The sequence below is a fragment of the Streptomyces sp. BA2 genome, from assembly GCF_009769735.1.
Lineage (GTDB): Bacteria > Actinomycetota > Actinomycetes > Streptomycetales > Streptomycetaceae > Streptomyces.
Genome location: NZ_WSRO01000002.1, coordinates 3,603,677 through 3,615,716, shown reverse-complemented (window position 1 = coordinate 3,615,716; position 12,040 = coordinate 3,603,677). Strand labels below are relative to the sequence as shown.

The window sequence follows — 12,040 nt, the reverse complement described above, 5'->3', positions numbered from 1 at the left end:
GGTGGCGTGCCGGTGGCGCGGCGTACGGATCAGTACGTCAGCCCGTGCCCGACCGGATACAGCACCTGCCCCGGATCATTCGCACGCTGCACCGGCACGGGCAGCAGCCCTCGCGGCTCGGCGCGCCCCGCGATCACCCGTACCGCGGCGCGCAGTTCGACGTCCGTCCAGCAGTACGCGGCAAGGGACGCGCCCACGCCCTGGAGCCGCGCCACGTCGTACGGATTGCGGATCGCCACCGCCACGACCGGAACACCCGTCGCCACCAGCGCCTCCACCAGGGCGATCTGCGCGCTGCCCGCCCCTACGTTGTACGTGCCCACGAGCACCGCGTCCTTGCCCGCGGCAGCCGCCACCGCTTCGGCGATCTTCGCGGTGGAGGGTGCCGTGCCCGTCGGAAGGACCGTCGGCGAGAAGCCGAGGTCCGTCAGCTCCCGCCCGAGGACGGTCGTCGGCGGCCCCGTCGTCCCCGACGGAGACGCCGGGTCCGCGCCCACGACGAGCACCTCCCGTTGCCTGCGCCGCGACAGCGGAAGCAGCCCGTCCTCGTTGATAAGGAGCGTCGTCGTCTCCTCCGCGATCCGGTCGGCGGCGGCGAGATGCGCGCGCGTGCCGACCGCCCGGTCGACGCCGCGCGAGGTGACGTACGGGTCGGAGAAGAGGTCCAGTTTCGCCTTGAGGCGCAGGATGCGAAGGATCGATTCGTCGAGCCGCGCCTCGGTCAACTCGCCGTCCCGCACGGCCTGGAGCACCGCGTTCCAGGCGATCTCCGGCTTCGGCGGGTTCAGGAGCTGGTCGACGCCCGCCTTCAGCGCGAGCACCGGCACGCGGTCGTCGCCGTACTTCGTGCGGACGCCCTGCATGCCGAGCGAGTCCGTCACCACGACCCCGTCGTAGCCGAGTTCCTCGCGCAGGATGCCGGTGAGGATCGGGCGGGAGAGCGTGGCCGGGTCCTCGGCGGGGTCGAGGGCGGGGACCACGATGTGCGCGGTCATGATCGAGTCGATGCCCGCCTCCACCGCGGCCCGGAACGGCGGGGCGTCCAGGGTCTCCCACTGCTCACGGGTGTGGTGGATGTACGGCAGTTTGGAGTGGCTGTCGTCCTTGGTGTCGCCGTGCCCGGGGAAGTGCTTGGCCGTCGCCGCGATGTCCGTGCCCTGGTAGCCCTTGACCTGCGCGGCGACCAGGCCGGCGACCGCTTCGGGGTCGGAGCCGAAGGAGCGTACGGCGATGACGGGGTTGGCGGGGTTGACGTTCACGTCGGCTACCGGGGCGTAGTTCTGCCGGATGCCGAGCGCGCGGAGCTCGGTGCCCGCGATGCGGGCCGCCTTGCGCGCGCTGGAGTGCGAGCCCGCGGCGCCCAGGGCCATCGCGCCGGGCAGGAGGGTGGCGGGGAGGCCCACGCGGGCCACGGCGCCGTGCTCCTGGTCGGTGGAGATGAGCAGCGGGATGCGGGCGGTGGGGGACTCCTCCGGGGCGTCCGGGGTGAGGGCCGCGCGCTGGATGCCGTTCGAGAGGCCGGCGATCTGGTGCGGGGCACGGGTGTTGTGGGCCCAGCCGAAGTAGATGATGCCGCCGAGGCGGTACTTGGCGACCGCGTCCGCCGCGGTGCGGACGCCGAGGTGACTGAGGTTGGAGTCGATGTCCGCCTGGTCGGGCTCGGTGGCGGAGTGGCCGTACACATGCATCACGAAGAGCTGGCCGACCTTCTCCTCAAGGCTCATGCGGGAGATGAGCTCCCGCAGCTTCCGGTCGCGACCGCGGTCGCCGCTGCCGGCCGCATGGGCGGCGGAGGGCGCGGCCAGGGCCGTCGCCGCGACGGCTGTGGCGGTGAGCAGGGTCCGTCTGGAGGCGTTGCGGTGGGACATGTGAGCTCCTTCGGTGACGTCCTTCGGGGACGGATGCCGGACCGGAGCCGGACTGGGGGAACCGGCTGAAGGAAACTTTCCGAGAGTCACGGATATCCCGAAGATTTCTGCCGGTCAAGAGAGTCGGCAGCGCAAGTCGGCGGTCACTGTGGAGGAGGGGCCGTCACCGGCGCTGTTGAAGGGGGGCGCACCGGTGACGGCATGCTGCAGGCCGCGGGCGGCGGAGAGGGTGGTCAGCGTTCGCAGCCAGCAGCGATGCCGACACCGCCTCGCGGAGACTCATCCGGCAGCATGCCGGTTTGACGGTGGTCGCCGCGCGTGGGTTCCCGGCAGAGGGCGATTTCCGGAAAGTGGTACGCGTGGGAGCAATGAGGTTCAGCGGGCGGCCATCAGCGGGCGGCCATTTCCGCGGCCTCGGGCGCCGCGTCGAGCCACTGTTCCTGCAACGTCCGTACCGTCTCGGCGATCGCCGGGCGCCGCGACGCTCCGGCCCGCCACAGCGCGTAAAGACGCCGCACCGGCAGCGGATCGAGCCGCACGGTGACCGCGCCGTCCGGGATCGGGCCGCGGCCGAGGCGGGGGATGAGCGCGATGCCGAGCCCCGCGGCGGCCAGCGCGACCAGGGTGGGGTTCTCCTCCGCCGTGTGCGCGATGTCCGGCTCGCAGCCCGCCTCGCGCAGGGTGCGGACCAGCCACTCGTGGCAGACGAGCCCCGGCGGCTGGGTGATCCACCGCTCGCCCTTCAGCTCCTCGCGGCGCACGGAGTCGCGGCCCGCGAGCCAGTGTCCCGTGGGCACGACGAGGTCGCAGTAGTCGTCGCCGATGACGGCTTGTTCGATGCCGGGCGGCGTCGGCAGGGGCGCGATGTCCCAGTCGTGCACGACCGCCATGTCCACCGCGCCCTTGGCCACCAGGTCGATGGAGAGATGCGGGTCGATCTCCGACATCCGGGCGTCGAGCGCGGGATGCCGCCGGGCGAGATCCGCGAGGACGCCGGGCAGCAGTCCGCGCGCCGCCGAGGCGAACGCGGCGATGGTCAGACGCCCCGCGGGCAGCCCGCGCCGCTCCTCGAGCTCGGTCTCCGCGCGCTCCACGATCGCCATCAACTCCTGCGCTGTGGAGGCGAGATGACGTGCTTCCTCGGTGAGGGCCACGCCCCTGCCCTGCCGTTCGAGGAGGGTGGTGCGGGTCTCGCGCTCCAGCTTGGCTATCTGCTGGGAGACCGCGGACGGGGTGTAGCCGAGCGCGGTGGCGGCGGCGCCGACGGTGCCGTGCACCGAGACGGCGTGCAGGGCGCGGAGCCGAGCGAGATCGAGCACGGGAAGCCCTCCCCATTCGTCGGCGACGCACGGGAGCGTCACCTGATTCGTAAGCGATGCTTCATCCCATCATGCAGAGATCCGCGCTGGTCCTACATGGTCGGGGCGGGTGATCCTCGACGCATGCGACCCGCACATGTCCTCCTGGCCGTCCTCGTCGCCGCCGTCTGGGGCGTCAACTTCGTCGTCATCGAGGTGGGCCTCGACCACTTCCCGCCGCTGCTCTTCTCGGCCCTGCGCTTCCTGGTGGCGGCGCTGCCCGCGATCTTCTTCGTGGGGCGGCCGAAGGTCGCGTGGAAGTGGATCGTGGGGGTCGGACTCGTTCTGGGGGTCGCCAAGTTCGGCCTGCTGTTCATCGGCATGGACGCGGGGATGCCGGCGGGGATGTCCTCCCTCGTCCTCCAGGTCCAGGCGGTGTTCACAGCCCTCTTCGCCTTCGTGGCCGTGGGTGAACGCCCTGGCCGCGTACGCATGTTGGGAATGCTGATCGCACTGGCGGGCATCGGCGTCGCGGCGGTCGACGAGGGCGAGGCAGGACCGCTCACGGCCTTCGCGCTGCTGATCGGCGCCGCGGCCTGCTGGGGCGCGTCGAACGTCCTGACCCGCAAGGCCTCCCCGCCCGACCCGCTGAACTTCATGGTGTGGGTGAGCACGGTCCCGGTCCTGCCGCTGCTCGGGCTCTCGCTGCTGTTCGAGGGCCCGACGGCAGACCTCGACGCCCTGGCCGCACTGGACTGGCAGGGCGCGGGCATCATCGTCTACGTCGCGTGGATCACGACGGTCTTCGGCTTCGGCGCCTGGGGCCATCTGCTGCGCCACCACCCCGCGTCGACCGTCGCTCCCTTCTCGCTCCTGGTCCCGGTGTTCGGGATGTCGTCGGCGGCGCTGGTCCTGGACGAGTCGGTGAGCGCCCTTGGCTGGTGCGCGGCGGCGCTCCTGGTCGGCGGGGTGAGCCTGACGTCCCTGGCGGGGGTCAGGCGTGGCGGTTCGGGCGCCGACGTCAGGCGTGGCGGTTCAGAAGCCGTGACAGGAAGTCCCGCCCCGGGCCCAGGAGTTCGGGCAGCGGAGCCGCGTCCTCGTACCACCGCTTCTCGTACTCCCAGCAGAGCCAGCCGTCCCGGTGCTCCCCGCTGAGCAGCACGTCCACGCACTCGGCGAGCGGCAGGACGCCCTCGCCGAGCCCGAGCGGCGTCGTGTCGTCGGCCGACGCGATGTCCTTCACCTGTACGTAGCCGAGGTACGGGGAGAGCGCCGCGTGGCTGTCGGCAGGAGACTCGCCGCCGAGCCAGGTGTGCATCACGTCCCACAGGGCGCCCGCGTGCCGGTGACCGACCGCGCCGAGCACGCGGGTCGCCGCGGCGCCCGTGCGGTGCGAGTCGTGCGTCTCCAGGAGGATGCGTACGCCGAAGTCCGCCGCGTACTCCGCCGCGGTGCCGAGCCTCCGGGCGGCCGTCGCGTCGGCCTCATCGGCGCTCTGCTCGGTGCCGCCGCCGGGGAAGACGCGGATGAAGGGGGAGCCCAGGTCGCGGGCGAGGGTGAGCAGGGACCGTATGTCTTCGAGGACGGGCTCGTCGTCGCCGGGTTCGGCCACGCGCGCGTACCCGGAGATCCCGAGGATCTCGATGCCCGCGGCCTTGAACTGGGCGGCCACATCGGCCCGTTCGGTGAGGCTGATCCCCGGGTGGACCGGTTCTTCGGGGTGCGCGCGCAGTTCGATGCCGTGATAGCCGTGGGTGGTGGCCAGGTTCAGCACGTCGGCGAGGGGGAGGCCGGGCACGCCGAGGGTGGAGAAGGCGAGTTTCATGACGCAGACCCTAGGGGGTCTCCGCCAGGCGTAGTTGCCAGTCCTGCCCCAGCAGGTCGACGCCGAACGAGCGGTGCGGCTTCTCGTCGACGAGGACGAATCCGTGCCGCTGGTAGATGGCGCGGGCGGCGCCGAGGATGTCGTTGGTCCACAGGACCATCTCGCGGTAGCCCACGCCGCGCGCGAACTCGACGCACGCGCCCACGAGTTGATCCCCGATGCCGTGCCCGCGCGCGTCCGGCTCGACGAGCAGGAGCCGCAGCCGGGCGGTCCCCGGCGCGTCGTCGCGCACGCACATCACGCACCCCACGGGCCGCCCGTCGAGCTCGGCGATCCACGTCCGCTCCAGATGCGGGTCGTGATCCTCCGCGTAGTCGGCGATGATCCGGGCGACAAGACCCTCGTAATCGGTGTTGAACCCGAACTCGGCCGCGTACAGGGCGGCGTTGCGCTGCACGATCCACCCCAGATCACCCGGACCGGGCTCGCGGAGGAGGGGCCGCGAGGCGCCCGCCCCGCCCTTGCCGCCGCCCAGGATCTCCCGCACGGTGCGCATCGCGTCCGCGAGGCGGGGCCGCTCGGCGGCGGGGACGGTCGACAGCAGCGAACCGACAGCCTCGTCGGACCGCTCGTCGAGCAGGGCGGCAGTCTCGCGCCCCCGCACGGTGAGCGTGATGCGCTGGCGCCGAGGATCACGCTTGGAGGGCGCGCGCTCGACGATCCCCGCCTTCTCCAGCTTGCCGAGCAGGCGGCTCAAGTACCCCGCGTCGAGGGAGAGTTCAGCACGCAGGTCGGCCGCGTCGAGGTGGGAGGCGTGGTTGAGCTCGTAGAGGACGCGGGCCTCGGTGAGGGTGTACGGGACGTACAGCTGGCGGCTGTAGTCGAGGGCGCCGATGAGGTTCGTGTAGAAGCGGTTGAAGGCGCGGATCTCATGGACGGGCGCATCGGAGGCGTACGGCATCGCGAATCCCTCCAGGGGCAGGCCTCAGGGCGGTTACCCTTGACTGAGTCAACGGTACGCCGCAATGCCCACGATCGCTACGCCTCGCCCGGAGCGGCCGCGGCCTCCTTGTGGACGGCTTCGATGTTGTTGCCGTCGGGGTCGCTGACGAAGGCGCAGTACGCGCGGTACTCGGGCCAGTGCCGGGGAGCATGCCGTGAGAAAGGGAGGGCGTGTCGCACGAGGGCTGCCAGTACTCGGCGACCCCGTCGGCCCGGTAGCCGATCCCGATCCCGAGGGCTCCGAGCGCGGCGCTGTAAAAGCGCTCACTCGCCTCGAAATCGGAGGCGAGGACGCCGAGGTGGTGGATGAACGGAGGCGGCGCTGTCACGTGGGATCAGCCTAGGTCCCCGGCCTTCGGGAAGCCGTCCGTCGCGATGGTGATGTCGCGCCCCTGGAGAGGCAGGACGAGGTCCTGGCCGAAGGGAACCTTCACCTCGTCCTCGTAGCTGCCGGTCCTGGTCGGGCCGCGGTGGACAGTGCAGACCCCGTCCTCGGGATCGATGACCACGTACAGCGGGATGCCGCATTCCGCGTAGAGGTGGAACTTCTTGGCGAAGTCGTTGTCCCGGCTGCTCCGCGAGACGACCTCGATGACCGCCTCCAAGCTGTGCCACTCGAAGCGGTCGCGGCTGTTGCGCTCGGCTCCGGGGGCGACGATCGCCAGGTCGGGGGCGTACCCGTACTGGCTGGTGGGGAAGTCGATCATGACGTCCGAGAGGATTCTGCCGTGGGAGGCGAGCTGTCGCTCGATCTGAGGAGCCGCCTCGAGGACGACCCTCCACCGCGACTCACCATGCGGGGTCATGATGATCTTCCCCTCGGTGATCTCGACGCGATAGCCGCGCGGAAGATTGACGCCCTCCAGTACGGCCCAGGCGCTCGGCGCGTCCATGACTGTCACATGAGCCTCCGTTTCCCGGTGACGTCAACGACATCCAGGGCTCACCGACACGGCGGCGCCGTGGACCCCCGCACCATCAGCTCCGCCCCGATGGTCGCCACGCCCCCGGGCGGTGCCTCCTCCGCGCCGGTGGCCAGGCGCCCTGCGCGGGCGCCCGCCTCGTACAGCGGCAGGCGTACGGTCGTCAGGGCGGGGACGGCGTCCACCGAGAAGGGCAGGTCGTCGAAGCCCGCCACCGAGATGTCCTCGGGGATGCGCAGGCCCTGGTCGCGCAGGGCGGCCGAAGCGCCCAGGGCGACCGTGTCGTTGGCGGCCACGATGGCGGTCAAGTCGGGGGCGCGGCGCAGGAGTTCGAGCGTGGCTTCGTAGCCCGACCGGCGGGTGTAGGGGCCGTGGACGGTCAGCTCCTCCTGGTCGCCGTTGCCCGCGTTCCCGGCGCCGGCCGCCGCGAGCGCGTCCCGGTGGCCTTCGAGCCGGTGCCGGGTGGTCGTGCGCTCCATCGGCCCGGCCACGTACCCGATCCTGCGGTGCCCCAGCGTCAGCAGATGCTCCGTGAGCCGCCGCCCGCCGCTGCGGTTGTCGAAGGTGAGGGTGGCCGCCACCGCGTCCGAGTCCTCCAGCGGTGGCCGCCCGCAGAGCACGATCCGGGTGCCCGCGTCCGCGAGGCGTGCCAGCTTCGCGGACATCGCGGCGGCGTGGGCGGGGTCCTCCAGGGCGCCGCCGGTCAGGACGACCGCTGCCGCACGCTGCCGCTGCAGCAGGGTCAGATAGGTCAGCTCGCGCTCCGGGGAGCCCCCCGTGTTGCAAACCACGGCCATCCGCTCGCCGCCGGCGCGCCCGCCGGGGCCGCCGATCTCGGACTGGACGGCGCCCGCCATGATCCCGAAGAACGGGTCGGCGATGTCGTTCACGAGGATGCCGACCAGGTCGGACGTGGCCGCGGCGAGCGAGCTCGCGGGCCCGTTGAGGACGTAGTCGAGGTCGTCCACGGCCCGAAGGACACGCTCCCGGGTGGCCGCGGCCACCGGGTAGTTGCCGTTCAGGACGCGGGAGACGGTAGCGGGGGAGACCTGGGCGCGGGCCGCCACGTCGGCCAGGGTCACGGTCATCTCGTCGTCCTCCGGTCACGGCTCTGGTCCGAAGCCCTTGTCCGAACCTTGTGCGGCAGGCTAGCTTCTTCTCGTATAGAAAGCGCTTGCTATACGCTTACCTGCGTACGGAGGGACCCCTGTGACTCGCAAGACGGTGCGCATCGCCATGAACGGTGTGACGGGACGGATGGGCTACCGCCAGCACCTCGTCCGCTCGCTGCTCGCCCTGCGCGAGCAGGGCGGACTCGCACTCGGCGACGCCGAGGGCACGGTGCTGTGGCCCGAGCCGGTCCTGGTGGGCCGCAGAGAGCACGCACTGCGGGAGATCGCGGAGCGCCACGGACTTGACCCCGAGACGCACGTCTCGACCGACCTGGACGCGGTCCTCGCCGACCCCGCCATCGACATCTACTTCGACGCGCAGGTCACCTCCGCGCGCGAGGAAGCCATCAAGCGGGCCATCGCCGCGGGCAAGCACGTCTACACCGAGAAGCCGTCCGCGACAGGCCTCGCCGGAGCCCTCGAACTGGCCCGCCTCGCCCAGGCGGCCGGCATCAAGCACGGCGTGGTCCAGGACAAGCTCTTTCTACCGGGCCTGCTGAAGCTGAAGCGCCTGATCGACGGCGGCTTCTTCGGTCAGATCCTCTCCATCCGGGGCGAGTTCGGCTACTGGGTCTTCGAGGGCGACTGGCAGAGCGCCCAGCGCCCCTCGTGGAACTACCGCGCGGAGGACGGCGGCGGCATCGTCGTCGACATGTTCCCGCACTGGGAGTACGTCCTGCACGAGCTGTTCGGCCGCGTACGCAGCGTCCAGGCGCTGGCGGCGACGCACGTACCGCAGCGCTGGGACGAGCGGGACAAGCCCTACGACGCGACGGCGGACGACGCGGCGTACGGCATCTTCGAGCTCGAAGGCGGCGCGATCGCGCAGATCAACTCCTCCTGGACGGTCCGCGTGAACCGCGACGAACTGGTCGAGTTCCAGGTGGACGGCACGGAGGGGTCGGCGGTCGCGGGCCTGCGCAACTGCCGCGTACAGCACCGCGGTAACACCCCCAAGCCGGTCTGGAACCCGGACCTGCCCGTCACCCACTCCTTCCGGGACCAGTGGCAGGAGGTGCCCGACAATCAGGAGTTCGACAACGGCTTCAAGGCACAGTGGGAGCTGTTCCTGAAGCACGTGTACGCGGACGCGCCCTACCACTGGGACCTGCACGCGGGCGCACGCGGCGTACAGCTCGCCGAACTGGGCCTGAAGTCCTCGGCGGAGGGCCGCCGCATCGAGGTACCGGAGATCGACCGATGACGCTCCTGCTCCCGCGCGAGGACGGCACCACGCGCCCGTACGAGCCCCGTGAGGCGCCCTCGCAGGTGCCGCCCGGAAGCGGCACGCCCCTCACCTCCCGCACGGTCTTCTCGGCGGCACACGTGGTGGCGGACCCCTACGCCGACGTGTCCCCGGACTCCCCGGCGGCCGTCGACTGGGACGCGACCCTCGCCTTCCGCCGCCATCTGTGGGCGCAGGGCCTGGGGGTGGCCGAGGCGATGGACACGGCGCAACGCGGAATGGGCCTGGACTGGAAGGGCGCCGCGGAACTGATCAGGCGTTCGGCGGCGGAGGCGAAGGCGGAGGGCGGCAAGATCGCCTGCGGCGCGGGCACGGACCAACTGACGGGCGCCGCGGACCTGCTGACGGTCCGCACCGCGTACGAGGAACAGCTGGCCCTGGTCGAGTCGAGCGGCGCGCAGCCGATCCTGATGGCGTCGAGGGCGCTCGCCGCCGTCGCCACGTCGCCGGACGACTATCTGGAGACGTACGGACACCTCCTGCGTCAGGCGAGCGAGCCGGTGATCCTGCACTGGCTCGGCCCGATGTTCGACCCGGCGCTCACCGGCTACTGGGGCAGCGAGGACCTGGACGCGGCGACCGAGACCTTCCTGGAGGTCATCGCCGCGCACCCCGACAAGGTCGACGGCATCAAGATCTCCCTCCTCGACCCCGGGCGCGAGATCGCCCTGCGCCGCCGCCTCCCGGACGGCGTCCGCTGCTACACGGGTGACGACTTCAACTACCCCGAGCTGATCGCGGGCGACGAGCAGGGCTTCAGCCACGCCCTGCTCGGCATCTTCGACCCGCTGGCTCCGCTGGCGGCGGAGGCGGTGCGCGCGCTGGACACCGGCGACTCCAAGGCGTTCCGTGCCCGCCTCGACCCCACGGTCGAACTCTCCCGCCACCTCTTCCAACCCCCCACCCGCTTCTACAAGACGGGTGTGGTGTTCCTGGCATGGCTCGCGGGCCACCAGACCCACTTCACGATGGTGGGGGGCTTCCAGTCGGCGAGGTCGCTGCCGCACTTGTGCCACGCCTACGAACTGGCGGACGGCCTTGGCCTGTTCCCGGACCCGCTCCTCGCCGAGTCCCGGATGAAGTCCCTGCTCACCACGTACGGAGTCCAGCAATGAGCGAGAGCGAGAGCGAGGCCCTGGCGCGCTTCTCCATCAACCAGATGACGGTCAAGCAGCTGTCGCTGCCGGAACTGGTCGCGGCGTGCGGCGACTTGGGCATCACGGGGGTCGGCCTCTGGCGAGAGCCGGTCCGGTCGTACGGCCTTGAACGGACCGCCAAGCTGATGCGTGACGCGGGCCTGACGGTCACCACGCTCTGCCGAGGCGGCTTCCTGACGGCGATCGAGCCGCACGCGCGCGTGCGGGCCGTCGACGACAACAGGGCGGCGATCGACGAGGCGGCGACGCTGGGTACGGACACGCTGGTGCTGGTCTCGGGCGGCTTGCCCGAGGGCAGCAAGGACTTGCACGGAGCGAGGGGGCGGATCGCCGAGGCGCTGGCGGAGCTGGCCCCGTACGCGGCCTCGCGGGGGGTCCGCCTGGCCATCGAACCCCTCCACCCCATGTTCGCGTCGGACCGCTGCGTGGTCTCCACGCTGGCTCAGGCGCTGGACCTGGCGGAGCGCTTTCCGGCTTCCCAGGTCGGGGTCTGCGTCGACACGTACCACGTGTGGTGGGACGACACGGCTCCCGCGCAGATCGACCGGGCGGGGCGGGGCGGGCGCCTCCACGCGTTCCAACTGGCGGACTGGGTGACGCCGTTGCCGGAGGGCGTACTGAACGGCCGGGGCCAGCTGGGGGAGGGCTCGGTCGACCTGCGGTCGTGGCGGACCTTGGTGGAGGGGGCGGGCTACGGGGGCCCGATCGAGGTGGAGCTCTTCAACGAGCCCCTGTGGTCGAGGAACGGCCACGAAGTCCTGTCGGAAACGGTACGGAACTACTTGCGGCACGGGTGATTCTGCTGGGGGGGAGGGGGGCCTCCTCCCCCCCAGCAGGGCTACCTCTTCCTGCCGCCCAGGATTTGGCTCAGGAGGTCGCCGATTCCGCCCCCGGCGGATCCCGTGCCCGTACCTGTACCCGTCCCCGTACCCGACTTCCGCGCCCGCTTCGTCAGCACCGTCAGCAGCACCGGAATCAGCAGCTCGATCACCCGCGTCACCGAAGCCGCCGGCAGCCCCGTCTTCTTCGCCACCGCATTCGCCACCGGCCTGCTCATCTTCGTCAGCACCCCGGAAAGCATCCCGCCCGCCGCCAGCCCTCCGAACCCCCCGAACCCGGCGATCCCCTGTGGAGGCGACGCCTCGGCGAACGCCTGTTGGACCTCCGCCGCCTCCGCGGGATCCTCCGCCTTCTCCTGGAGGTTCCCCGAAAGCGCGGTCACCGTGGTCGCCACCACGTCCTGCGCCCCCGCCGCGTCCGTACCGAGAAGCCCCGCGATCTCCTGAAGCTTGTCGTCACCGAGTTCGTCGAGGACGTCCTTCTTCAGCGAGGCTTCGGGCGTAGTTTCGGGTGATTCTTCGTTCATGGGGTAAAAGCTACTTCCGCCCCACTTCCTCGGCACCCCGAAAACTCGTGGCCTTGCCCGTGCAACCCTTCCCGCCCGACGCGGGTCGTACTTTGCGTCGGGACTTCCGCGGGGGGGATCCGGGGGGATCGCGGAGTACTGACAGGGGAGGGGAGACCCGAGGGGGCCCGGTCGAAAGACCGG

Annotated in this window: 11 protein-coding genes and 1 pseudogene; 4 read left to right on the top strand and 8 right to left on the bottom strand. The window is 71.3% G+C overall.

What is annotated here, in order from left to right:
- Positions 1 to 29: 29 nt before the first annotated feature.
- Together E5671_RS18920 and E5671_RS18915 are read right to left on the bottom strand one after the other, a co-directional pair.
- Complete coding sequence (locus tag E5671_RS18920; RefSeq protein ID WP_160505145.1) at positions 30 to 1,868, bottom strand: glycoside hydrolase family 3 protein; 1,839 nt, start codon at positions 1,866 to 1,868, stop codon at positions 30 to 32.
- Between the two features lie 389 nt (positions 1,869 to 2,257).
- Positions 2,258 to 3,187 (bottom strand): LysR substrate-binding domain-containing protein, encoded by a 930-nt coding sequence (locus E5671_RS18915; protein WP_160505144.1) that lies wholly within the window; start codon positions 3,185 to 3,187, stop codon positions 2,258 to 2,260.
- Between the two features lie 123 nt (positions 3,188 to 3,310).
- Between E5671_RS18915 and E5671_RS18910 the strand changes: the two genes are divergently transcribed.
- Positions 3,311 to 4,321, top strand: a complete 1,011-nt coding sequence (locus E5671_RS18910; RefSeq protein ID WP_160505143.1) for an EamA family transporter — start codon at positions 3,311 to 3,313, stop codon at positions 4,319 to 4,321.
- Here E5671_RS18910 and E5671_RS46310 read toward each other — a convergent pair.
- The 5 genes and pseudogenes from E5671_RS46310 to E5671_RS18885 all read right to left on the bottom strand — a co-directional run.
- A pseudogene (locus E5671_RS46310) lies at positions 4,275 to 4,991 on the bottom strand (sugar phosphate isomerase/epimerase family protein); the annotation flags it as partial. The gene E5671_RS18910 and the pseudogene E5671_RS46310 sit on opposite strands and share 47 nt — an antisense overlap.
- 10 nt (positions 4,992 to 5,001) lie before the next feature.
- Positions 5,002 to 5,952 carry a bifunctional helix-turn-helix transcriptional regulator/GNAT family N-acetyltransferase gene (locus E5671_RS18900; protein WP_160505141.1) on the bottom strand — a complete coding sequence of 317 codons (951 nt, stop codon included), beginning with the start codon at positions 5,950 to 5,952 and terminating at the stop codon, positions 5,002 to 5,004.
- Between the two features lie 77 nt (positions 5,953 to 6,029).
- Positions 6,030 to 6,173 (bottom strand): hypothetical protein, encoded by a 144-nt coding sequence (locus E5671_RS46305; RefSeq protein WP_237330192.1) that lies wholly within the window; start codon positions 6,171 to 6,173, stop codon positions 6,030 to 6,032.
- Positions 6,174 to 6,328: 155 nt separating this feature from the next.
- Entirely contained in the window at positions 6,329 to 6,886 is a 558-nt protein-coding gene (locus E5671_RS18890) for a Uma2 family endonuclease (protein ID WP_237330633.1), read from the bottom strand.
- A 50-nt stretch (positions 6,887 to 6,936) separates the two neighbouring features.
- Entirely contained in the window at positions 6,937 to 8,004 is a 1,068-nt protein-coding gene (locus tag E5671_RS18885) for a LacI family DNA-binding transcriptional regulator (protein ID WP_160505139.1), read from the bottom strand.
- 121 nt (positions 8,005 to 8,125) lie between these two features.
- Here E5671_RS18885 and E5671_RS18880 point away from each other — a divergent pair, with 121 nt between their 5' ends.
- Genes E5671_RS18880 through E5671_RS18870 form a run of 3 tightly spaced genes read left to right on the top strand, consistent with a single transcriptional unit; the run spans position 8,126 to position 11,288 of the window.
- On the top strand, positions 8,126 to 9,292 hold the full coding sequence (locus tag E5671_RS18880) for a Gfo/Idh/MocA family protein (RefSeq protein WP_160505138.1): 1,167 nt from the start codon (positions 8,126 to 8,128) through the stop codon (positions 9,290 to 9,292).
- On the top strand, positions 9,289 to 10,449 hold the full coding sequence (locus E5671_RS18875) for a dihydrodipicolinate synthase family protein (protein ID WP_160505137.1): 1,161 nt from the start codon (positions 9,289 to 9,291) through the stop codon (positions 10,447 to 10,449). Before E5671_RS18880 ends, E5671_RS18875 begins: the two co-directional genes overlap by 4 nt.
- Positions 10,446 to 11,288: a sugar phosphate isomerase/epimerase family protein gene (locus tag E5671_RS18870; protein WP_160505136.1), complete on the top strand. Its 843-nt coding sequence runs from the start codon at positions 10,446 to 10,448 to the stop codon at positions 11,286 to 11,288. Before E5671_RS18875 ends, E5671_RS18870 begins: the two co-directional genes overlap by 4 nt.
- Positions 11,289 to 11,329: 41 nt before the next feature.
- Here the strand turns inward: E5671_RS18870 and E5671_RS18865 are convergent, their stop codons facing one another.
- Positions 11,330 to 11,857: a DUF937 domain-containing protein gene (locus E5671_RS18865; RefSeq protein ID WP_160505135.1), complete on the bottom strand. Its 528-nt coding sequence runs from the start codon at positions 11,855 to 11,857 to the stop codon at positions 11,330 to 11,332.
- Between the last annotated feature and the right edge of the window lie 183 nt (positions 11,858 to 12,040).